This is a genomic window from Paenibacillus sp. Marseille-Q7038 (genome assembly GCF_965111595.1).
Genome location: NZ_CBCOOM010000001.1, coordinates 2,220,538 through 2,243,552, shown reverse-complemented (window position 1 = coordinate 2,243,552; position 23,015 = coordinate 2,220,538). Strand labels below are relative to the sequence as shown.

At 41.1% G+C, this 23,015-nt stretch carries 23 protein-coding genes, 1 pseudogene and 1 riboswitch; of the genes and pseudogenes, 19 read left to right on the top strand and 5 right to left on the bottom strand.

From position 1 onward, the window contains the following. The first annotated feature begins 128 nt into the window (after positions 1 to 128). From ACWPWY_RS10610 to ACWPWY_RS10600, 3 genes are read left to right on the top strand one after another with little or no spacing between them, the layout of a single operon-like run. Positions 129 to 533 carry a DUF350 domain-containing protein gene (locus tag ACWPWY_RS10610; protein WP_454191669.1) on the top strand — a complete coding sequence of 135 codons (405 nt, stop codon included), beginning with the start codon at positions 129 to 131 and terminating at the stop codon, positions 531 to 533. Between the two features lie 38 nt (positions 534 to 571). Continuing rightward, positions 572 to 1,078 (top strand): DUF4178 domain-containing protein, encoded by a 507-nt coding sequence (locus ACWPWY_RS10605; RefSeq protein WP_454191668.1) that lies wholly within the window; start codon positions 572 to 574, stop codon positions 1,076 to 1,078. A 12-nt stretch (positions 1,079 to 1,090) separates the two neighbouring features. Then, the gene (locus ACWPWY_RS10600) at positions 1,091 to 1,837 is read left to right on the top strand and encodes a DUF4247 domain-containing protein (RefSeq protein WP_454191667.1); all 747 of its coding nucleotides are present in this window, start codon (positions 1,091 to 1,093) and stop codon (positions 1,835 to 1,837) included. A 48-nt stretch (positions 1,838 to 1,885) separates the two neighbouring features. Here ACWPWY_RS10600 and ACWPWY_RS10595 read toward each other — a convergent pair whose 3' ends face one another. Continuing rightward, on the bottom strand, positions 1,886 to 2,194 hold the full coding sequence (locus ACWPWY_RS10595) for an HNH endonuclease (protein ID WP_454191666.1): 309 nt from the start codon (positions 2,192 to 2,194) through the stop codon (positions 1,886 to 1,888). A gap of 169 nt (positions 2,195 to 2,363) precedes the next feature. Here ACWPWY_RS10595 and ACWPWY_RS10590 point away from each other — a divergent pair, with 169 nt between their 5' ends. Then, positions 2,364 to 3,626 (top strand): molybdopterin molybdotransferase MoeA, encoded by a 1,263-nt coding sequence (locus ACWPWY_RS10590; protein ID WP_454191665.1) that lies wholly within the window; start codon positions 2,364 to 2,366, stop codon positions 3,624 to 3,626. Positions 3,627 to 3,761: 135 nt separating this feature from the next. Here ACWPWY_RS10590 and xerS read toward each other — a convergent pair whose 3' ends face one another. Next, the gene (xerS, locus tag ACWPWY_RS10585; protein ID WP_454191664.1) at positions 3,762 to 4,841 is read right to left on the bottom strand and encodes a tyrosine recombinase XerS; all 1,080 of its coding nucleotides are present in this window, start codon (positions 4,839 to 4,841) and stop codon (positions 3,762 to 3,764) included. Between the two features lie 150 nt (positions 4,842 to 4,991). On the opposite strand from xerS, the gene ACWPWY_RS10580 reads away from it, so the two are divergent. From ACWPWY_RS10580 to ACWPWY_RS10540, 9 genes and pseudogenes are all read left to right on the top strand, one after another. After that, the gene (locus tag ACWPWY_RS10580) at positions 4,992 to 5,474 is read left to right on the top strand and encodes a GNAT family N-acetyltransferase (protein WP_454191663.1); all 483 of its coding nucleotides are present in this window, start codon (positions 4,992 to 4,994) and stop codon (positions 5,472 to 5,474) included. 298 nt (positions 5,475 to 5,772) lie between these two features. After that, a complete protein-coding gene (locus tag ACWPWY_RS10575; RefSeq protein WP_454191662.1) occupies positions 5,773 to 7,020 on the top strand; it encodes an MDR family MFS transporter in 1,248 nt (415 codons plus the stop codon). Positions 7,021 to 7,024: 4 nt separating this feature from the next. Next, positions 7,025 to 7,753, top strand: a pseudogene (locus ACWPWY_RS10570) (Type 1 glutamine amidotransferase-like domain-containing protein). A gap of 147 nt (positions 7,754 to 7,900) precedes the next feature. Next, the gene (locus tag ACWPWY_RS10565) at positions 7,901 to 8,560 is read left to right on the top strand and encodes a TetR/AcrR family transcriptional regulator (protein WP_454191661.1); all 660 of its coding nucleotides are present in this window, start codon (positions 7,901 to 7,903) and stop codon (positions 8,558 to 8,560) included. Further along, a complete protein-coding gene (locus ACWPWY_RS10560; protein ID WP_454191660.1) occupies positions 8,553 to 9,287 on the top strand; it encodes an ABC transporter ATP-binding protein in 735 nt (244 codons plus the stop codon). Before ACWPWY_RS10565 ends, ACWPWY_RS10560 begins: the two co-directional genes overlap by 8 nt. A gap of 1 nt (position 9,288) precedes the next feature. Beyond that, the gene (locus ACWPWY_RS10555) at positions 9,289 to 9,978 is read left to right on the top strand and encodes an ABC transporter permease (protein ID WP_454192854.1); all 690 of its coding nucleotides are present in this window, start codon (positions 9,289 to 9,291) and stop codon (positions 9,976 to 9,978) included. Between the two features lie 34 nt (positions 9,979 to 10,012). Further along, complete coding sequence (locus ACWPWY_RS10550; protein WP_454191659.1) at positions 10,013 to 10,792, top strand: DUF4097 family beta strand repeat-containing protein; 780 nt, start codon at positions 10,013 to 10,015, stop codon at positions 10,790 to 10,792. 16 nt (positions 10,793 to 10,808) lie between these two features. Next, the gene (locus tag ACWPWY_RS10545; RefSeq protein ID WP_454191658.1) at positions 10,809 to 10,979 is read left to right on the top strand and encodes a hypothetical protein; all 171 of its coding nucleotides are present in this window, start codon (positions 10,809 to 10,811) and stop codon (positions 10,977 to 10,979) included. Between the two features lie 94 nt (positions 10,980 to 11,073). Further along, complete coding sequence (locus ACWPWY_RS10540) at positions 11,074 to 11,841, top strand: TolB family protein (RefSeq protein ID WP_454191657.1); 768 nt, start codon at positions 11,074 to 11,076, stop codon at positions 11,839 to 11,841. A gap of 81 nt (positions 11,842 to 11,922) precedes the next feature. Here ACWPWY_RS10540 and ACWPWY_RS10535 read toward each other — a convergent pair whose 3' ends face one another. The 3 genes from ACWPWY_RS10535 to ACWPWY_RS10525 form a co-directional block, all read right to left on the bottom strand. Beyond that, a complete protein-coding gene (locus tag ACWPWY_RS10535) occupies positions 11,923 to 12,621 on the bottom strand; it encodes a 4'-phosphopantetheinyl transferase family protein (protein ID WP_454191656.1) in 699 nt (232 codons plus the stop codon). Positions 12,622 to 12,631: 10 nt separating this feature from the next. After that, positions 12,632 to 14,128 (bottom strand): amidase, encoded by a 1,497-nt coding sequence (locus tag ACWPWY_RS10530; protein ID WP_454191655.1) that lies wholly within the window; start codon positions 14,126 to 14,128, stop codon positions 12,632 to 12,634. Positions 14,129 to 14,231: 103 nt separating this feature from the next. Continuing rightward, a complete protein-coding gene (locus tag ACWPWY_RS10525; RefSeq protein ID WP_454192853.1) occupies positions 14,232 to 15,182 on the bottom strand; it encodes a DMT family transporter in 951 nt (316 codons plus the stop codon). 134 nt (positions 15,183 to 15,316) lie between these two features. Then, a riboswitch (FMN riboswitch) is annotated at positions 15,317 to 15,461 on the bottom strand. A gap of 432 nt (positions 15,462 to 15,893) precedes the next feature. Between ACWPWY_RS10525 and ACWPWY_RS10520 the strand changes: the two genes are divergently transcribed. The 6 genes from ACWPWY_RS10520 to ACWPWY_RS10495 all read left to right on the top strand — a co-directional run bounded on the left by ACWPWY_RS10520 (position 15,894) and on the right by ACWPWY_RS10495 (position 22,991). Next, positions 15,894 to 17,282 carry an amino acid permease gene (locus ACWPWY_RS10520; RefSeq protein WP_454191654.1) on the top strand — a complete coding sequence of 463 codons (1,389 nt, stop codon included), beginning with the start codon at positions 15,894 to 15,896 and terminating at the stop codon, positions 17,280 to 17,282. A gap of 163 nt (positions 17,283 to 17,445) precedes the next feature. Continuing rightward, entirely contained in the window at positions 17,446 to 18,702 is a 1,257-nt protein-coding gene (locus ACWPWY_RS10515; protein ID WP_454191653.1) for a WD40/YVTN/BNR-like repeat-containing protein, read from the top strand. Positions 18,703 to 18,816: 114 nt separating this feature from the next. Next, entirely contained in the window at positions 18,817 to 19,215 is a 399-nt protein-coding gene (locus ACWPWY_RS10510) for a DUF2500 domain-containing protein (protein WP_454191652.1), read from the top strand. A gap of 188 nt (positions 19,216 to 19,403) precedes the next feature. Then, complete coding sequence (locus ACWPWY_RS10505; RefSeq protein WP_454192852.1) at positions 19,404 to 20,153, top strand: SDR family NAD(P)-dependent oxidoreductase; 750 nt, start codon at positions 19,404 to 19,406, stop codon at positions 20,151 to 20,153. 134 nt (positions 20,154 to 20,287) lie between these two features. Continuing rightward, positions 20,288 to 22,045: a hypothetical protein gene (locus tag ACWPWY_RS10500; RefSeq protein WP_454191651.1), complete on the top strand. Its 1,758-nt coding sequence runs from the start codon at positions 20,288 to 20,290 to the stop codon at positions 22,043 to 22,045. A gap of 523 nt (positions 22,046 to 22,568) precedes the next feature. After that, positions 22,569 to 22,991, top strand: coding sequence for a cell wall hydrolase (locus tag ACWPWY_RS10495; protein ID WP_454191650.1), 423 nt, complete (start codon positions 22,569 to 22,571; stop codon positions 22,989 to 22,991). The last annotated feature ends 24 nt before the right edge of the window (positions 22,992 to 23,015 follow it).

Here is a 23,015-nt window from a genome sequence, read left to right as displayed (position 1 = left end):
GACCATGATAAAAAATGAATAAAGTGAGTTATATCAGCTTTATTCCATGTGACGGAGGGGAAACGATGCAGTTTCTCCTTCGTTTTTCATGAGGGAGCAATCTGACACTATTGGAGGATGTTATATCTATGGAATTTATGGATATCGTACGCATGCTGGTATGGACAGGTTCGGGAGCAGTACTGCTGTTTATTCTCATGTATGTTGATTCATTATTTACGAAGTACAAAGACTTCACAGAAGTAAAAGCGGGAAATATGGCGGTTACTACAAGATTGATTATGAAGCTGTTTGCTCAGGGGTACATCTTATTCTCGTCCATATCTGTATCTTATCATCTAGGAGATGCACTCGTTGTATCTGTCGTATCTTTTATTATTCTGCTTGTGATCGAAGGGGTGGTTCACACCTTGATTCGCCGCTTTGCAGATTTTGATATTGACGGCGGAATGCAGAAGGGGAAGATTGGATACGGGCTATTCTCAGGTACACTTCACTTAGTAGGGGCGCTGATTATTTCAGCCTCTCTGTAACCGACTTATTCCAACTAGAAATAGGAGTTCGATGAATAATGAGTTTATGGAAAAGAGTAACGAATTTAATATCCAAGCCGAAACCTTCCGCTCCGGAGAAAAGTATGTTACAGCTGAATCCGGGTGATATATGCGAGGTTTCGCTTATTACTTATGAAGTGACGGGTAAAGTTCAGAACCGAGGACGAAATGCGGCTCTGCTTACACTGAAAGACGGAAATACAATTGCGTATTTATATATTGAGGAAAGAGAACGCCTCATCTATGCACTATATTCTCCTATAGATGGAAGACTTGATCATCCCGAAGAAGTACCGACAACGATTGAGCTGGATGACAGAGAGTATCATTTAGAGGAACAATATGCGGGTCATGTAATGACGGCAGGTAAGACGCCATTTTCTCAAAATGGAGAACAATATGTATGGCAGTTTCAGTCGGATGATAATCATCTCTTACGTATCGAATGGCAGAACGGTCGATTTATGATGTACGAAGGAGAAGATATTCTCCCGGCAGATGTAAAAGTTATTCGGGCAACCTAGGAGAGGTTATTCATGAACAAGCGTTTTTGGCACATCTTAAAAATCACACTGGTCCTCAGTTTAGTTGTCTCCCTGTTATCAGGCTGCGGCGCACCTGCTGTGAAAGATACGTACCCGCTTGAATCGGTGAACAGCAGTGGTAATTCGACTTCCTATGTATACCGTGCGGCCAATCTTACTGTTCCAGAAGTAGCCGACGAACTAATGGAAGAACGAACTCCAGACGAAGTGTCCCCCGTTGATACAGAGCGAATGTTCCTCGTGTATCCGAGTGAGCTGTACCATTTACAGCAAGATCCGGATCAGCCGGAAGATACACTGATCGAGGTTGATTCTAAAGAATATGTTCAGCGTAATTATAGTTCTTCTTTCTTACAGGGATATATTACGGCTTCTATTCTGGATAGCATCTTTGATGTCATGCGAGGATCGGGGAATTACAGGGGATATACTTCTTCTAAGACATATACACCGACTCAGGGGCAATATCGAACAGCGACAGACAATGATAAAAAAATGGCCCCGCCGCTAACAACAAAACGCAGTGGTTCCATTATTCGCAGGGGGCTTGGAGAATCAGTAAACACGAAAAAATCGGACGATGGCAGTATTCTTAAACGGGATACTTCTTCAAGCTCATCGACGAAAGGGAAAATTGAACGAGGAAAGAACAGCGGATCGAGCATTTTCAGCTCACCAAAGAAAAGCTCAAGACCGAAGACTAAAATCGGATCAGGCCGAATATCAAGGCGAAGATAGAAGAATGTAGTCACCCGGACACCCCCAGTGTCCGGGTTTTGTGTTTCATCATCTTGCTTTACGTACATGTCTTGATTTTTTAGATTTAGGAATGACGGTAGCTGGCTGTTTACGTATCCATTTAACGTAGGAGGCCATCTTTGGTTCTTGCAGAAGCGCTTCAATCGTAGTCAGTCCTAGTACGACCAATTCTCGATTGGTAAATAAATTATGAATCTGTTTATGGCATGGAATACATAGATTTGCTGTAGGTTTGTCTTTTCCGCCTTCTTCCCGAGGAGTGAGATGATGTACGGTCGTAACAGGAACTTTTCTTTTGCAGAGAGCACAGGTATGTTCTTCATTCTGAGATGGCATTGCTTTCACCTCCTTTAGTAGCGTGAGATAAAAAAGCATACAATATGCATGCATAAGCTGGATTAATCAAACACGAAGAGGACTGTATTCAACCACTTCCTCTCTTGCAACCAGAAAGAGATGGAGATACACTTTATTCAAAGTCAGATTAGAGCAAGGAGAAAACCTAATGAGTAACTATAAAACCAATCCGAAATTTAACCGAAAAGCCATTCAGGTAGATATTGCGCAGCAGCTTATAGCAAATAAGGTAAAGTTAGTAGATACAGAACAGGTAAGACTTGAGGATGCGCATGATCGAATTATTGCACAAGATGTTGTTGCACCGCATCCTTATCCGTTCTTTAGAAGATCGGGTATGGATGGATATGCTGTCCGAAGCGCAGATCTTAGCATCGCTAGCAGCGAACAAAAGGTTAAGCTAGCCATCATTGATGAAATTCCCTGCGGTTATTCCTCACAGAAGGAGATTGTAGAAGGAACGGCAGCGCGTATTATGACAGGTGCGGAGGTTCCATTAGGAGCGGATGCCGTTGTTATGCTGGAAGCGACAGAACAGTGCGAGGTGGAAGGAAAACCATACGTTGTGTTAAAGCGTCCGATATCAGAGGGAGCAAACGTTACGCCGGTTGGTCTTGAAGTGTCAGAAGGGGATTTACTGATAAAAAAAGGCACCCTGCTGACCGCAGGAGAGATCTCGGTTCTCGCAACCTTTGGTATTCATCAGTTGTCTGTTTTTAGAAAACCACAAGTGGGGATTTTTGCAACAGGGACCGAGCTGCTTGGGATTGAAGAAAAACTAGCGCCAGGGAAAATACGTAACAGCAACTCCTACATGCTTCAATCTCAGGTGAAAGAAGCGGGGGGAGAACCCCATCTGCTTGGAGCAATTGTCGATGATTTGAAGCTGGCTGAGCAAAAGTTGCAGGAAGCTTTATCAACCTATGATGTGGTCATCACTACGGGTGGTGTATCTGTGGGAGATTATGACATTATGGGAGATCTAGTACGTCAGGATGGCATGGAAATGTTATTTAACAAAGTAACCATGCGGCCCGGAAGTGTAACGACAGCGGCGTATATTCAGAATAAACTGCTTTTTGCCTTATCGGGTAATCCGGGAGCTTGTTTTGTTGGATTTGAACTTTTTGTACGACCTGCGCTGCAAGGAATGCAAGCTTCAGAACAGCCTTATTTACCGCGATGGACTGCCGTTTTAGGTGCGGATTATAGCAAAGTGAACAACTTTACGCGTTTTGTTCGGGGGAAATTGGAAGTGAAGAATGGACAAGTGTTTGCTTTCCCTGCCAAAGTAGATGAATCAAGTGTCATGGTAACGATTAAGGACAGTGATTGTCTCATTATCATTCCTCCTGACAAGCAAGGGTTACAAGCAGGAGCTGCTGTGGAAATCTTAAAGCTTGGCAGATGATGCTTGAATAGGATTTGTCTTTATCTGAAATGCCAAATACCGAATACTGAATACTGAACGAAAATAATAAAAGCTGCCCGAAGGGGCAGCCTTAAATCCGTTATATGAAAAGGTATCAAGTGAGGGGAGAACAGTTTAATCAACTCTTCGCTCAATCGCTTCCGACATCGTTTTATCCGTGAGGTGAGCGTAAACCTCGGTTGTTTCCGTAGAGGCATGTCCGAGTTGTTCCTTGGTTTTATAAATATCATTTTGCAAATAATAATCGGTGGCAAAAGAATGCCGTAATTTGTGGACGGTTAAGTACGGTTTGCCAAAGCCTTTTGCATACTTGATAATCATGGCTTGAATAGCACGCTTTGTCATTCGTTTCCCTTCTTTTTGACCATTAGGGACCGTGACAAAAAGTGCTTTTTCTTTTTTGGGAGTGCGATAACGGAGGGTGCGAAGCTCCATGTAGTTAAAGAGATCATCCTTAGCCTGTTCCCGGTAATAGACCGGATTCTTAAATGTCTCATCGTTATTCCCTTTTCGGTATACGTAAAGCACTTTATTATTTAAATCAAGATCATCAATGTTCAAATTTACGATCTCTGATACACGAAGTCCAGAATTCAGAATTAAACTAGCAATACAAGCATCACGTTCTTTGTTCATCTCATGTGAATATAGAGCTTGTTTATTTTTCTCCATATCCTTTGCATACCCTTCTAAAATATATCCGATAAACTCAAGAAGTTCATCTTCCTCTAGTATTTTACCTTTCAGCTTTGCAGCGGTATCTTTTGGTTTGTGAACTCGCTTGATTTCGACTTTAGCCATAATATTTCGTTTGAGAAGGGGATAAAATTCTTCATCCTCAGCAATCTGGCTCAGATAGTGGAACAAAGACCGGAGTGAAGATAATTTACGTGATACGGTAATCCGGGAGTTTGCTCCTTCTCTTTTGGTAGTCAGATAAATACGATACCCTGTAATACTTTCCATCCGTAGCATCTCGAGTTCTTTTAAAGTTACTCCCGTATTTGATTCGGCTTCAGACAGTCCTTCTGCCCTTAGCCAAGTGAAGAACATATCATAATCTCGAACATACTCCAGCAGCGTGGAAGGAGAGAGGTCTGGTAGTTTATAATCAATGAACTGCTGAACATACCAGGGCATCGTGACTACACGTTCATCAAGTCTACGACGATCGGTTTCCTTTTGAATATTCATATTGCGTACGCCCCTTACTAATTTCAATTGTCTTCTTTAGGAGTAAGAACAAGTGTCCTTATTTTACCACATTCGCTAGGGTTATGACTTGCTCGGCCTGAATCAAAGCTTTATATTTATTTTATATGAAAAAAATAGAGGTGATATGATATGGAACTAAGCCTCATTAGGGTATCACACGAACAAAAACAAGTGATTCGCCATCTTATGCAATTTTATCTATATGATTTTACAAAGTATCTTGATATTGATGTCGATCGTTATGGTCTATTTCCAGACTATCCGAATCTTGATGATTACTTTAATCATGCGGACAAATATCCTTTTCTTATTAAAAATGGCTCTTCTCCCGCAGGCTTTGCGCTTGTAGACAAGCTTTCTTCGAAGAAGGAAGGCGACTATTATATGACCGAGTTTTTTGTCATGCAAAAATATCGGCGGAGCGGAGTAGGAACTTGGGCAGCAAATGAACTGTTCAGCCGCTTTCAAGGAGAATGGAAGGTTTCTCAGGTTAGAACAAATATGGTAGCCCAAGCATTCTGGCGTAAAGTGATTGGCGGTTATACAAATGGACAGTTTCGGGAGAGATTTCATCCGGAATCGGGCAACCCAAGCCAGCACTTTGTAACCTAAAGATTAGAGTGATAAAGAGATTTTCTTTGACGAAGGCTGTTAAAGAGAATCTCTTTTTTGTTCATTAAGATAACATTATAAAAATTAAACATGTGAAAAATTCAAATTAATAAATGACCACTATAAAGTCCATTCACATCAATCACACAATTTTTATGTCTATTACAGTTTTAAAAGAAGCGTGTTAACCAAAATAGTAATGTTTATTGACACCTGTTTAATTATCTGGAATGATATGTATTATTTTCAAAATTACATATAGCTAGGAAACGTACAATTCAAAGACACAGGAGGCAGCATGAATAAACATCTAAAAGAGATTCACCCGCTTGCATGGACAATCATCGTCGGTACGATATTTGGTAGAATGGCGACGTCGATGAGCATCCCTTTTTTATCGATTTATTTAATTAAGACAATGGGGGCTTCACCAGTTGAAACAGGTGTGGTAGTCGCGGTAAGTTCACTGATCGGCGTGTTTGCCAGTTTCTATGGAGGCTACATATCGGATCGAATTGGACGAAGAAAAGTACTTCTTTTTTCAATTTTTAGTTGGGCAATTGTATTTATCGGGTTTGCTGCAGCGAATCAAATTTGGATGTTTTTTGTAATGAATGCGTTGAACGGTTTGTGTCGTGCTGTTTTTGAACCTACATCAAGAGCCATGTTATCTGATATTACAAAACCGGAAAATAAGCTGCTCGTATTTAATCTGCGGTATGCTGCTATTAATCTCGGTGTTGTCATTGGACCGCTGATTGGATTACAGATGGGTTCAGCTGAATCGGGATTTCCTTTTATCATTGCTGGTGCCGTTTATATTGTGTATGGAATCGTACTTATCATTCAATTTGCAGTAAGACCTGAGCAAGTGAAGTTACCGTCCGAAGAAGGCGGGTTCAAGGTATCTTTAAGAGAGGCGTTTACGATTACAAGCAGGGATCGAACTTTCATCTATGTACTTATCGGTTCTATCTTTTGTGTACTTGGATACGGGCATTTCAGTTCTACACTAGCACAGTATCTTGAACTCAGCCCACAATTTGAAGATGGAGCGAAGTGGTTTACTTACATGCTGTCTTTGAATGCCGTAGTCGTTCTGATCGTTCAATATCCTCTTGTTCGAACGTTCCGTAAACTGCCTCCTGCTGTGTCACTTATGGTGGGAAATGTTTTCGTTGCTGGAAGTTTTATATTGTTCGGCATGTCGGATTCTTGGTGGGCTATGTTAGCTGGTGTTGTGATATTTACCATCGGGGAAGTGTTGATGTTCACTTTAATGGACTTATTGGTGGATCGTATTGCAAAACCAGAGCTCAAAGGCACTTACTTCGGAATGATTGGGTTTAATAATCTGGGGAATGTATTAGCACCACTGATTGGCGGAGCATTGCTTACTCATTTTACGGCCGAGCAGTCGCTATACATATTTATCCCAATCGTGCTCATGACAGCATGCGGCATTCCTTTTTTACTATTAGCTCATGTCAGGCTCGAACATCAGGACAAGCTCAAGGTTAATCATACAGTAAAGGAGGCTACATAAGATGATATCTCAAATCATTGCGATGGGGGGAAGGTTTCTCCATGGAACCTGATAATCCACTGCTGGATAGATATATTTTAGCTCAATCTGTTTCTGATAAGCCAAAAGTATGTTTTGTACCTACGGCCAGCGGAGATGCGGAGGGGGATGTAAAGAGATTTTATGCTGCTTTTGATCAATACCAATGAATCCCATCCCATTTATCGTTATACTCTCCGCCCAACCAGGATCTAGAGGATTATGTTCTGGACAAGGATATTATCTATGTAGGCGGAGGGAGTACTAGAATTTACTTGCTCTATGGAAAGAGTGGGGGCTTGATGAGATTCTCACAACTGCTGGGAAACAAGGTATCGTCCTTGCAGGTCTTAGTGCCGGATCTCTCTGTTGGTATGAAGAAGGTGTTACAGACTCTAATCAGGAAGGTTACTCTGCTATTCGTTGTCTTGGGTTACTTCCAGGAAGTCACAGTCCGCATTATGATGACATGAATGGAGGAGAGTATACTTATAAACCGGCTTATCGCAAGTTAATTGAGAATGGGGATCTTGGTGGAGGAATAGCAGCTGATGATGGGGTTGCACTTCATTATAAAGGCAAGAAATTACACAAGGTGGTAAGTTCAAGGCCGAATGCATTTGCCTATCAAGTGTCATTTACAGAGGATGGGCTGATAGAAAAGCAATTAAAGCCCTATTATCTAAGTAAGAAACCTGAAGTAACGGATTTGTAGTAATTCTAGAATATGTTAAGTTAAGCAAGGATCCACGGCAGTAGTGGATCTTTTTTTGTTGTAATCATTTTTACCTTATATTGACAGGAGGTCGTTTGATGCATTATTATAAATACCAACGGTCGGTATTTAAAGAAGGAGGCTATTATGGCTAGAAATAAATATCCAGAACAGACATTGGAACAAATCCTTGCTGTCTCATCCAAATTATTTACGGAAAAAGGATTCGAGAAAACAAGCATACAGGATATCATTGATGAACTTGGAATGTCCAAAGGGGCCATATACCATCACTTCAAATCAAAAGAAGACATACTGGATGCGGTAATGGATAAGCAGTTCAGTTATGCTGCACAGATGCTGGATGATCTTATTCGTAATACACAAGCTTCAAATTCAAGAGAGAAATTGGTCAGTATTTTAGAAAAAGTAGTCGCTGATCCAGATGCCCATTCCATTGATGGAGTGCTGAGTACACAGATTAAAAATCCGCAGTTTGTTGTGACGGGTATCCAGGAAGGTGTGAAGAAAGATGCCCCAATTATCGCAAGGATAATGATGGAAGGAAAAGAGGATGGATCCATCACAACCGATTTTCCAATAGAGTGTGCTGAGGTCTTTATGTTACTCGTGAATATCTGGATAAATCCACTATTGTTTGAACGCAAGCGGGAAGAAACGGTGGATCGATTACGGTTTTTACAACATATGATGAGGGTTTTGGGCGCAGATATTGTGAGCGACCAATTACTTCAAAAAATTACGGAACGCCATTCGGATATTGGAGGATACACTCAGGATGAGTAGTGGCTTCGCTGTAAAAACAGAAGGCCTTTCGAAGGTTTTTGTTGATAAGGAAGTAATTCAATCTTGCACAATGTCTGTTCCAGAAGGGGTAATCTATGGATTCTTAGGCCCTAATGGTGCGGGTAAGACAACGGTAATGAAGATTTTGCTTGGTTTACTTACCCCAACCGCTGGAAAAGCAGAAGTGCTAGGCATGGACGTAACGAAAGAGAGAAATAAAATCTTAACGCAAGTTGGAAGTCTAATTGAAGTTCCCGTTTTTTTTGAACATCTCTCTGCTGAGGAGAACTTAAGTTTGCATCTTGCCTATATGAATGTGGAAGAGGCAGATATATTTAAGGCTTTGCAAATGGTAGGTCTCGTGGGCACCGGTTCTAAGCCTGTATCTAAATTTTCTTTAGGGATGCGCCAGCGTCTTGCTATTGCAAGATCATTTATTCATCATCCTAAACTTCTCATACTTGACGAACCTATTAATGGACTTGATCCTGTCGCTGTTCGAGAGATGAGAAACCTGTTTCTTACCCTAGTACACGATTATGGTATGACGATTCTTTTATCCAGTCATATTATTTCAGAGATTGAACATATTGCAGATATCGTAGGAATAATTACAGAAGGAAAAGTAGAGAGGGAGATGCCCATTGTGGACATCAAGACTCAGTTTGAGAATGGTCTGGAGGAATACTTTTTTGATATCGTGAGCGGAGGTAACCGGTTTGCTTAAGATGATGAAATTGGAGATGAGAAGAAATCATCTTGGCTCTTATGTTACGGCCAGTATCATTTCTGGAATTGTACTTATAGGATTTATGTATTTTGTCGCCTATGTTGCGCAGGTGGAGAATGAACCGGATTTTCAGACTTACCCCAATATTTTTTTATTCACTTCAATAGTCAGTATGATTTTGTTTTCCGTTTTGTCCTCTGTAATGTATGCGCGGTTTGTAATTGAAGAATATAGCGGCACAAGATTGCTGCTCTTGTTCTCATATCCAGTCAACAGAAAAAAAGTACTTCTGGCTAAAGTGGGAATTGTGGTCTTATTTACTACGATTGCCATGATCATCTGTAATATTCCGGCAGTTCTGATTTTTAGTCTAACGGAGTCATTTATACCTATCGTAAGCGACACACTTTCCATCGGACTATTGATTTCCATAATCAAAATGATCTTTGTACTTTCTATCAGCGTAAATGGTATTTGCATCATCGCCATGAGAATCGGTTTTGTCAAAAAGTCTATACCCACAACAATTGTTACCTCTTTCATTCTCTCAGCAGTATTTGCAAATGCCATGATAGGCAGTTTTGGAAATGATGCGATTCTTTTCTCCCTGTTAATCCTCGTCGTTGCTGTGGGTATCTTTATACTTTGGGAGTTGATGAACAAGGTAAACAGCATGGAGATCGATTAATAAAACAAGAACGTTTTATTATAGGAGTGATAGTGTGTCTTTTACGAGCGGATTTGAGATACGAAAAGAACAAACGATCAATGATTCAGTTACCCATTTTAAGATTGATTGGCTTTCAGATGACATTCGAATTTTTAACACGAAGCTAGACGATATTCGGATTGTTCAAAAAGCCAGTAACAAATTTCCTGAAAGCAGGCTTTTCAATACTGATATCAGTTCTGATGAACTGCGGATTGTTGACGGTAGAAAAGAAACAATAAGGATTGGGTTCCAATTTCACCGTACGATACTGGAAGTATATCTCCCTGAAAAGGTATGGAACTCGGTGAGAATAACAACGGTTGGCGGTAGGGTATATTTCAAAGAAGTGAGTGCTATAAATTGTAAGTGCCGAATCACCTCTGGGAGAGCGGAGCTATCAGGGAATATACAGGAATTGGATCTAGGCATTGTGGGTTCCAGTGTCACTGGGGAGAAGTTAATCGTTGATAAGCTGCATATCAATTCAACTTCATCCAGACTGGAACTGTCAGGTGAATTCTCAGAGATCGATTCTTCTAACAAGGGCAGAGGGATGACGATTCGATCCGGCATTGTTCCCGGAAAAATACGCTCTGTAGGGACTGGTGCAAAGGTTATCATCTCTATTCCTGATAATGACGGCTTTGTTTTTAAGTTCAAAAAGGTTTCAGGCAACTTCAAAAGTGATTTTCCCTTAATTTTGGAGGGAAAAGTATATACCTATTTACAAGCAAGGAGGAACTATAGCGCTGAGGTTAGGGGAGGAGAGTTTTCATTAAGGAAACAGTAAAGGAGGAGAAGTTGAAATGGCGGGCTTTATTGTAGGAACAAGTTTAGCTGTACTTGTGTTGCTTACGGGAATCGTGGGTCTGCTGATCAGTAAGCAAAAGAGAAAGAAGAACAAATGGGCGTGGTGGTTTATCTTATTTGGATGCTGTGCAATCATAAGTGCATTTATAAACGCAAGTTTAACTTAATCGTTCCCAGCTCAGAAATAATTCCATTATTTTGAAAATATTCTAACCTATATTATACTAATATGTGATGGTGATTTTATGGGGAGGTTTAATCTTGAGAAAAATATGTAAAATAACTTTAGCTCTCACATTAGTGTCTTCTGTTTTTCAATTCAATCCACATTTTAGCGATCAAGCCAAAGCACAAATAGTAACAGATAATGACTCTTCCTATTTCATTATGAAAGAACGGCCTAGCAAAAAAGAAACAAAAAACAAGATTGTGTTTGAACAGGATAACGTAAGTGTAGTTGCGACAAAGAAAAAGTCACCTAATCCTCCATCTGAAACCCTTATAGATTCTGTAGAGATCCTAAATGGGACTCAGAAGTATACGATAAAATTCACGGATCAGTTGGATACCATTAATTCAATCTCCATATCCCCAACCCAGAAATTTCTTGCGATCCAAGCAGGGAATCTCGGCTACAACAAACTATATGTTGTTAATCTCAAAGATGGATCTTACAAACAGATTAATAGTATTGTGAAAAGTTCGAGAGCAGTTGAAACCGTGACAGCTTACGAATGGTCTCCTAATGGTCAAAAACTTGCTTTTTCGTATGGAGATCCTTCATTAAGTAGAATTGCCGTATATAATGTGTTTTATGATACCTTTACTTATGTACCAAGAGAAACAAGAACGATTTCTACGGCATTTATACTTTGGGATAAAAAAGGATCATTCATTGATTATGCAAGTGAGTATCCGTCTGATCAATATAAGTTATATAGATATTCATTTGAGACGAAGCAAATTAAAGTTATAAAAAAGTTAGATGCTAAAGAACGGACACAAATGAATACATTAAATAAATACTAAATAGAGTGTAATAAATAGGCGTAGTGCAAGGGACTTCACCCTCTGCACTACGCCTATCCTTTTATCATGTCAATGCAGTAACTATTTCCATATCATTGAAATCAGTTTATCCCAACGAACGGCTTCAACTTGTTCCGGAAAGTCTGGCTCACGGCCACATACGGCAAGAGCATATCCGGAATCAATCGTATATTGTTTAAAATACCAACTGGAATCCGGCTGACCTGAACGATAAAACTCCACTTTAGGATGCTCACGAAGTTCAAACGAAAAAGAGTCAAGCGGGATCGAGAGCCCTGCACCTTCTGCTTTAATATAACTTTCTTTTAGTGTCCAAAGATCGTAAAAAAGAGATTGCTGTTGTTCCTCGTTTTGTTCCCGAAGCTGGCTGACTTCAGCAGGTGAGAAGAAGCGCTCTGCAATAGAGATCTCTATGGGATTAGCAGAAGTCTCAATATCGATCCCAACTGGCTTATTATCAAAAGCGGCTACGACCCAATCTCCAGAATGAGAGATGTTATAGTGACAAGAAGGGTATTCTTCAAGTTCCGGTTTCCCATAAGCATTATACGTTTTGACAAGAGAAGAGAGGGGGATTCCCCACTGTTCTAAAGCATATGCTTGCAGAAGGAGTTCACCGCAAAGGGTGCGTAGCTGATCTTCAGGCTGACGAAACTTCCGAATCTTAGCTTGCAACTGAGAATTCATTAAGGGTATGATACGCATCCAGTCTTTACCCGAATCGAGTATCGGACGGAGATGCACAGACCAGATATCCATTTGTCACGTCCTATTCATTTTGCATCATTGGGTTGTTCATTAAATCAACCCAAAGTGATGAATTTTCAAGTATAGAAGCTAAGGTAAACAACTCATTCTCGTGCCCCTTGGCAGCCATCACTTGTACGCCGATGGGAAGTCCTGACTCTGTCAGATGAATAGGAAGACTCATGGCTGGATTACCTGTAAGATTAGCTAGTTGTGTAAAAGGAGTATAGGTCAAGCTTGGAAGGAACATTTCATATATAAGTTCCTGCTGTTTAGCCTTTGGTAAATCGCTCACGGAAAGCAAGTGCTGGATCTGTTCAGGTCCAGGCGTAAGTTCCCCCACAAGCGGTGCTGGATAGGCATTAGTTGGTGTAATGTAAAAATCGTAACGATCATAAATCGTACCCATCTGGGCAGCAGCGACATCCCATTCCGCTAAACTGTGTACAAATTCGGCAGCAGATAACTTACGACCTGCTTCAAGCAGAACCCAACCTTCGATTTCGATATCATCTGTGGTAATGGGTCTGCCAAGCCCACGTTCTATTCCAAGAACCATAGCCGCCATTTCACCACTGTTCATCATGTAATAGTTCTCCATTAGACGGACACCATTCACAGGGCTCAGTTTTTCTTCTACAGCATGTCCCTCAGATTCTAAGAAACGAACCAGTTTGTGTACTGCTTCTATGGCGTCTTCACTTACAGGAGTACCTACAGGTGAGGTAGTGGTATATGCAATTCGGTATTTACGTTTAAGCGGCTGATACATATCCTCGAGATAACGTCCCGGATAAAGGGGAACTTGAAAAGCGGCTTCATTCTGAATCACTTGTAATACATCGAGAAGTGCCGCACTGTCTCTGACGGTCTTGGATAAGGCAAAATCAATGGAGGCTCCTTGCCATTGTCTACCGACGCCAGGACCTACCGGTGTACGTCCACGAGTCGGTTTAAGACCGAAGAGGCCGCTGAATGATGCAGGGATACGAATGGATCCCCCGCCATCACTAGCTCCTGCGATCGGAACCATTCCAGACGCAACGGCTGCTGCGGAACCACCGCTAGAACCACCAGGAGAGTGCATCGTGTTCCATGGATTCCGAGCAGGTCCATGCAGCTTTGGTTCGGTAATATTTTTGAGGCCAAATTCCGGTGTATTGGTGTGCCCGATGGGAATAAAGCCAGCTTTTCTTAACTTGGCAACGAAATGTGAATCATATAAAGGTTTATGCTCTTTAAACAGCTTAGAACCAGAGGTGAGCGGTTCACCGCCAATGGCCTGAGAGATATCTTTCAACAAAATAGGAACGCCTGCAAAAGGCTGCTCCATTATGCTGACTTTTGCAGCTTCTTTCAAAGCCTCTTCATATCTTGTATGTACTACGGCATTTACTTTCGTATTTTGTTTTTCAACTTGCTCTATCGCTGTTCGAACTAACTCGGCAGGTGAAATTTGCTGATCTCTGATGAGCTCAGCAAGCCCTACAGCATCGTAGGAAGTGTACTGGTTATTCATGTCAATCATCCTTTCTAATTATGATTTTAACATACGCAAGAGCTTTGTCGTTATCTCGAACATAAAAAAGCCATGTCTATAAGACATGGCAGGGTTAACCTATTTAAGTGGTTGAAAGTTTGTTCTGATTCGACTGTTGCTGACGCGTCAGAATAAAGAGAACGGACCATATAAAGATAAAGCCTACGAGCTGGGCTAGTGTAATCATTTCACCAAAAGCAAGCCAGTTTACAATGATACCTGTCATCGGAAAACTGAGTTCGGCGAGTGTAGCCATAGAGGCTTTCGTTGATGATAAACCTTTATAGTACAGAAGCAGACTCAGCAGTCCCGGCAGTAAAGCTTGTGCGAGAAGATTTACAATAATACTGGTAAGCGCAGGACCCGCTTGAGGAAGGTTGGTTACTCCACCTTCGATCCATGTCATACCAACAAGCAAAGGAATTGCGAATACATACCGAATTGATGTGACGGTACTATATTGGATCTGACCAAGGAGCAGACGGCCCATCACTGTAGATCCGCCCCATAGTACAGCTGCTAAGAGTGACAAAAGACTGCCGATTTTAAGCCATTCGGTTCCTCCGCCAAAGGGTAAGTGAAATCCAAAGGTAAGGAGGTAGGTACCGATAATCGCAACGATAAATAAAGCGCCAAATTTTTGTGGTAATGTTTCTTTTAAAATCAATTTCGCTAAAAGAATAGCAAAGATAGGTTGCATTTTTTGCAGCAAGATTACTGCATTTAAGTCACCGTTTGTCAGTGCCATCGTGAAGATAACAGACGCAAGCGCAGATCCACCCCATGAAATAAATAACATAGCAAGGTAATGCTTCAGCTTCAAGTTTTTAAGTTCATGACGATTCTTCCAAAGGATAGGACCAGCGACAAGACATACGAGTAAATGTTCTACGAGAACAACTTGCATCGAAGTCAGGTGTTCTAATAAGTTGATACGAAATAGGGGGCTTATTCCCCATAGAGCTGCCCCAAGGGCAACCAGCCAAAAACCAGTTGAACTCGAATTTCTTTTTGCATGGGTAGTGTTTTCCATCATCAAACTCCTCCATCGAAATTTGAAAATGGTATCTTCAGTGAACAAAACCCCTATCATTTCAGCATTTTGCATGCCAAAAACAATAGGGGTTGATCAAACAAACATGCGAAATAACACGGCACGTTGCGATATTTGATCTTCTCTCATCCGGACTGTACCGTCGGCCTTGGAATTTCACCAAATCAGTCAATCTTCTATAATAAGAAAATTGAGTCGCGGGCTTCGCTAAAAAGCGTCACCGCCGGTTGGGAATTTCACCCTACCCCGAAGATCCATTATTCAATTAGTTGATATATTTTAGTAAGTAAATGAGTTGTTGTAACTCTGTAGGTGTTATCATAATACAGGAAGCGCTATCACAGCAAGTGTTTTTTTATAGATTCTTATACTTACTAATATCTACTATTGAAATCAGTTAAGTACTCATCAAATTGGTACGTATCATTAGCTTGAATTATTCTGAATTTCATTGTACACAGGAAATGATAATTTTGTGCGTTGATATGGATCTGTTACGTACCCATACAAGTCTTTTTATGTTAATAATAGCGTAATACTAGTGAAAATGGGATATTGAGTAAGTGGAGTATGATAATTTGATTAATCATTTAAATATTCATTGACAGAGTCAACCCATATTTAGATAATAAAACAGCATTACTATGAAACTACATAATAGTAGGGCAACTTACATCTAGGAGTGACTTTATGGATTTACTACGTAAGAAACATTTTGATCCCAATCAAAAAACGGATAACAATCTAAAGAAAACACTGGGCCCTTTTGATCTGACCGTCCTTGGAATAGGGGCGATTATCGGAACGGGTGTCTTTGTCGTTACCGGGACTGCTGCCGCAGATAATGCCGGTCCGGCACTCGTTATTTCATTTGTGGTTGCTGCCCTGGTATGTATTCTTGCAGCACTTTGTTATTCTGAACTAGCTTCAACGGTAACGATATCCGGGAGTGCCTATGCATACAGTTATGCCGCCTTTGGCGAAGTGTTTGGTTGGTTAATGGGCTGGGCTCTTGTACTAGAGTACGGCTTAGCTGCTGCTTCTGTTGCGAGTGGGTGGTCAGCCTATGTGCAAGGACTATTAGCTGGTTTTCATATTCATTTGCCTGCTGCATTGTCTGGAGCATTTGATGCTGCATCAGGACAAATTGTGGATTTACCGGCCGTTATTATTATTTTACTAATTTGTTTGTTACTAACGAGAGGTGCAAAAGAAACAGCTAGATTTAATGCGTTTATGGTGTTTGTTAAAATTGCGGTCATTCTCATCTTTGTGATCGTAGGAGCTTTCTACGTAAAACCAGATAACTGGACACCGTTTATTCCATACGGATATTCGGGGATTTTAAGCGGTGCTGCGCTAGTGTTTTTTGCCTATATTGGTTTTGATGCCGTAGCAACGGCAGCTGAAGAAGTTAAGAATCCACAGCGAGATCTGCCGATTGGTATTATTGCTTCTCTTTTAGTGTGTACGATACTCTATGTAATTGTGGTTGTTGTCCTGACAGGCATGGTACCTTATACAGAACTCAGTGTAGCCGATCCAGTGGCTTTTGCACTCCGGTTCGTAGAGCAAGATTTTGCAGCAGGACTCATATCGCTGGGGGCTATTGCTGGGATTACAACCGTTTTACTTGTGCTTTTATACAGTCAAACAAGACTTTTATTCGCGATTTCTCGTGATGGGCTGCTTCCTAAATTTTTGTCAAAAGTCGATAAAAAGAGTCAGACTCCCGTTCGTAGTACATGGATGGTTGGGCTGGTTATCGCCTTGTTATGCGGATTTCTTCCGCTTGATAAACTGGCAAGTCTGACAAATATGGGTGCATTATTCGCTTTTGCTATCGTATCTCTAGGCGTAATCGGATTACGTAAAGCAAGACCGGATCTTAAGCGAGGTTTTACGGTTCCTTGGGTTCCATTCCTTCCTTTGTTAAGTGCTGGTTGTTGTTTTCTACTCATGTTCCAGTTAGACATTTGGACTTGGATGGGATTCATCGTTTGGATGATCGTAGGACTCCTAATTTATCTATTCTACGGATACTCGCATAGTGAGCTTGGTAAAGGCGATCCTAAATAATCCATTTTTTCTAGATAAAATATACTGATTTTAAGAAGCTTTCGGCTGGATGCCGGAAGCTTTTTATATATCACAGACAAGTAACAGTTTTGACTCTCATTCATAGCAAATTATGCTATAATGACTAACTTAGAGAAAACGCTATGGTAGAAAAGGTGATAACATGCGTAGAGCAATAGTATGGTCATTAGCATGTATGTTTATATTACTGCTTGCAGCCTGCAGTTCTAAAGAGTCAGAACAAGTGCAGCCGATCATGAAAGAAGAGCCTGTAGAGACAGGACAAACCCTAACATTAGTAGAACCAGAATATTATGAAGTACCGGATAGTAATAAATATCAAATTCAAACCAGGTTGACTGATTTTCAATTAATCCATGGTTATGGTGGTCTTGCTTGGGGCGTTACTCGTAATGAATTAAGACTGTATTATACGCGAGATAACGGAAAAACCTGGGTTAATATTTCACCTTCAGCCAATGTGAAATTCTCATCTAACCCCGTTTACGGCAAAGATATTTTCTTTTTAGATGGAGAACATGGATGGATCGTTCGTTCGGGAACGGATGGAACTAATAATGTCGTTCTTCGAACGGAGGATAGCGGAGAGAGCTGGAAGATCGCTTCTCTCGAAGAATCGGAAGCAGTTACAGCCCTTCATTTCAATTCCAGTACACACGGTTATCTCTTGACGAGTGAGAGTGTGGGTACATTAAAGGAACAAAAAACATTATATACGACGACGGATGGCGGAGTTAACTGGACCGAGACATCAACGAACAATCCAATTCAAGCTACAGATGATGCAATTTCACTACAAGGTTATACGATGGGTATGATGTTCACAGATATGGGGAAAGGGTTCGTACCTGTTCTAGAGCTGGGAACCCCAAAAATGTACGTAACTAGAGATGACGGTGAGACTTGGAGCGTGGACAAGTCATTTTTTAATCGTACTTCCTCACTTCATATGGATTGCTCTTCGTTTACAATCGGTGAAATGGAGTCATTAAGCGTAAATCATCATAAACTTTACTTACCGTTAGGGTGTTCTGAAGGAGACCAGATTAAGTACAGCGGTTTGTTCACAGATGACAGCGGCGATTCTTGGAAACATGTCCCATTTGAGCTGCCTGCAGAAAGCGGGACGGATAAACGGTTATATCCTACTTTTGTCTCTGATCATATAGGATGGATGTTACTAGGAAAAACGGTATACCAGACCGCAGATCAAGGAAAGACGTGGACTAAACTTGCAGAGAGCAAGAATCTGTCTGATTTACTGGATAAATACCCTGAGGTTGTAAAAATGCAGTTCGTTACGACAAAGGTCGGATGGATTTTACTTGAAAACGCAAGCGAGAAGAAATCAATATTGATGCAAACGACGGATGGTGGGTTGAACTGGGAAGTGTTATAACAAAATACTTTTGAACTATTCTGCTAATAAGATGACAAGTTCTTTTTCATAGCGGCATATACTTGAACAGAATGACGGTTTGTCAAAAGCCCAACATGGACGGGAGGAGACGGCATGGGATTTGAATCTTTCTGGATGTTTGATTTTTTCGGAACGGTATTCCCTGTAGTGTTTGTCGTGATTCTCGGTATCATTGCTATTTCCATTGGAAAAGAAGCACTTCAGTGGGGAAAAAACAAAAAACAGCCTATCCTCACGGTGCAATCTCGAATTACAGGTAGACGTATTTCTGTACAGCAGCAGACAAATCAGAGCGAAGGCAACAATACAAGAACCATGTATTATGTCACGTTTGAAGTAGAGAGTGGCGATCGCTTGGAGTTTAAAGTCGCCGGTAAAGAGTATGGTCTATGTTCTGAAGGGGATGAAGGAAGACTCACTTTTCAAGGAACGCGTTACATAGGCTTTGAACGTCTTGCTAAAGTATATGTGGAGCCGGTTCACGGGTCTTAGGAAAAGATACGGGGCTGACTGATGAGTGGAGTTTGTCTTTTAATCTCTTGCCATAATAGTGTATAGGTCGTCCCTAACAAGGGCGGCTTTTTTTGATGTTCACCTGTTTATTCAAATTAATAGAGTAACTTAGTAGAACTAGGGTAATGAGTATTAAAGGAATTCAGAAGGGAAGGGTGATGAGGAAAATGAAATTTGAAAATAGAGTAGTGATCGTAACGGGAGCCGGCAGCGGGATTGGTAAAGAAGTGGCAGGTGCTTATGCAATGCAAGGAGCAAAAGTCGTCCTAGCGGATCGCAATGAGGAGAAGGGAGCGGCAGCAGCTGCATCACTGCGTCAAGAGGGATACGAAGCGATGTTTATCCACTGTGACGTTAGGTCGGAAGAAGCAATTTCAGCCTTAATGGAAGCTACTGTAACTGAGTATGGTCAGATTGATGTTCTCATTAATAATGCAGGATACGGGATATGGAAATCACCTTATGAACTAACGGTAGAGGAATGGGATGATGTGATGAACACAAATGTCCGTAGCTGTTTTCTGGGGACAAGGATCGCAGCGAAATACATGAAAAACAACAAAAATGGTGGCTCTGTAGTCAATATTTCTTCTACCCGGGCTACGATGTCAGAGCCGAATTCAGAAGCTTATGCTGCTTCTAAGGGAGCTATTATTTCGCTTAGCCATGCGATGGCTTTATCATTGTCAACTGAACACATCCGGGTCAATAGTATCAGTCCGGGATGGATTGAGACGGGTGAATATGAACAACTGCGCCCAGAGGATCATTCACAACATCCAAGCGGAAGAGTGGGAAAACCTTCAGATATCGCGCGTGCCTGCTTATATTTGACCGATCCTGAGAATGATTTTATTACAGCAGAGAACCTAGTTATCGATGGCGGAATGTCACGAAAAATGATATATCAGCCCTAACCTAGGACTCATATCAAAATTGTATAATATTTCAAGCTGAGCCCAACATGAGCACGAGGGCTCATTTTTTTTGCTCTCTCTCACTGCTATAATAGCGTTGGCTTAAAAAAAGAGAAAAGAAGTGGAGGGAAGATATGTACGGGAAACTTTCCCGCATGCTCTTGTGGGTTGTACTTCTTGCTAGTGTAATGTGTTTGACAGCTTTCGATACCTCAAAAGAAACTACTCGGGCAATGTGGCTTTGGCAAGCTGAATCTATTCAGGATGGCGGCCAAGATATATTAGATTACGCAGACAATCATCGGATTAATCATATTTATTTACGAATTGATATGGAGCAACCTGCCGCAGTATACCAACGTTTTATCCTTCGTGCGCATGAGAATGGAATAAAAGTGGATGCTCTGGGAGGTCACCCAAAGTGGGCTGCGGAAGGCGGAGATGTTCCGTTATTGCGTTTTGCTAACTGGGTTGTTGATTTCAATAGGGAATCAGAAGAAAACGAGCAGTTTAGTGGGATTCATCTGGACATAGAGCCCTATGTTCTAGGGGAATGGGAGATAGATAGCGATGAGGTCATTCGGTCTTATCTTGCGAATATTGAAAAATTCCTGTCTGTAATTGAGCAAGAATCTGGCCTGGATTCAGCTATAGATCTTCCTTTCTGGTATGATCACTATTATACTCCAGACTCAAATGAACCGCTGATTCAGTGGTTTATGAGCAGGTTTGATCAGATTGCTTTAATGGCTTATCGTGATAAAGCAAGTGGAGTGGGCGGCATTCTTCAAGTTATTCAGGAAGAGATGGAATGGTCAAGCAATTATTCTGCAAAAATCATTGTTGGAGTTAACGCGAAACCAATGCCTGGAGAAGAATTCACCACATTTGCTGGGAAAACGAAAGAGAAGATGGAACAAGCTCTTCAGGAAGTGACTTCATCCTTTGCAGGCTATTCAAGTTTTGCTGGAGTTGCCATTCATGATTATGTATATTGGAGTCAAATGACCCAAGATACAGAGAATCCAGAACCGACACCGGATCCAGACCCAACGCCGGACCCAGAACCATCACCAGAACCAGAGTTGCCTGCTGACTCTATACGTGGAACTTATATATGGAAAGCAGAACAGATTATTAATGAAAGTGAACAAGTGCTTGAATTCTTACAAGAGAAAAAAGTGAATTTTCTATATGTAAGACTTGACCTTGACCAGCCTTATACGCTTTATCGTAATTTTGTGGGTCAAGCTGCAGCGATGGGAATTGAGGTTCATGCGATGGGCGGTCATCCAAGTTGGGGACTTGAAGAAAACAGATCACGACTGACAAGGCTCATTAATTATGTGAAACAATATAACCTACGTGCAGCAGATGAAGAAAAATTCCAAGGCATTCATTTAGATATTGAACCTTATACGAACTCAGAATGGGATAATAATCGAGAGCGTGTGCTTAAAGAGTGGGCATCCAATATTGAGTATTTCGCTCGTGAAACCAAAAAAGATTCTAATCTTAAGACGAGTGCTGATTTAGCTGTATGGCTTGATCGTCATGAATTACCAGGGAAAGATATGAGTGTAACGGAATGGATGATTCGTACACTGGATCACATCTCCCTTATGGCTTTCCGGGATACAGCAGAAGGGTCTAATGGAATCGCAACCGTTGTAGCTCAAGAAATGGAAATGGCTGATGAATTAGGCAAGCCGCTGCTCGTTTCGGTTGAAATGAAAGAAAGTCATGAAGGTAATCATATTACTTTTTATGAAGAAGGCGAAGCTTATATGGAATCAGAACTCGCGAAGTTACCAGATTTGCTTGCGGGATATGATGCGTACGAGGGTTATTTAATTCACTCTTACGACTATTGGATTAATGCGAAGCCTTAAAGAAATATTGTGGAATAACCTCTGAAAGAGGCGAAAAGAGCGGGCTAAAGTAACTTTTAGTTTGCTCTTTTTTTATATGCACATTTACCAATAGTTATATATTTCCAATTCAAGATTTGTTAAACTGATAAAAAAGATATAATCTCGGAGGAGTCTATGTATCTGAATAGCTTTTTTGAAGACAGGCATTTGTCATATGCAGAGGATGAACCTAGGACTAGTTTCGGTCCTCTATCTTCAGGTGAAGAAATTTATGATCCTATACTTGTGATAACAAGTGTAGTTGTCTTGCTTGTTTTTCTCGTTGTAGGTTATTATGTGTCTCGCTATTTTCGTAATCATCGGAATAAAAAATGAGGATAAAAATAAGAAGAATGCCGGGGCTCTTGTGAAAAGAAAACCCAGCATTCTTTTTTTATTTTAAAAAATAATTGAAATAAATTGTCACGATCTGGGCGAATGCACAATAAGATATAAAGTATAGCCATGAGAACATTGAATACAGGAAGGAGGAAGACTTCCATTGGCAGTGATTAAAGCGAACTCCGAAGATGTGAAATTACTCGCGAGACTTATGCGTGCGGAAGCGGAAGAAGACGGGGATACAGGGATGCTCCTTGTAGGAAACGTAGGGGTTAATCGAGTACTAGGAGGTTGTTTGGATTTCCGTAATATCCGCACGGTGAGTGAGATGGTATTCCAGAATCCCGGAGGGTTTGAAGCTACCCAAAAGGGCTATTTCTATCAGGCAGCAAGGGAATCAGAGATCAGGCTTGCTCAGCGGGTCATTAACGGGGAAAAAATATGGCCGGCAAGTAACGCGCTTTGGTTCTTTAGACCTTCAGGAGAATGTCCGCCGACTTGGTATAATCAAGCCAATACAGGCAGATACCGAGCGCATTGCTTCTTTAGTCCTTCAGGTGCAGATTGTCCAGCTGTTTATTAGTTTATCGAACAGCATATCTATTCA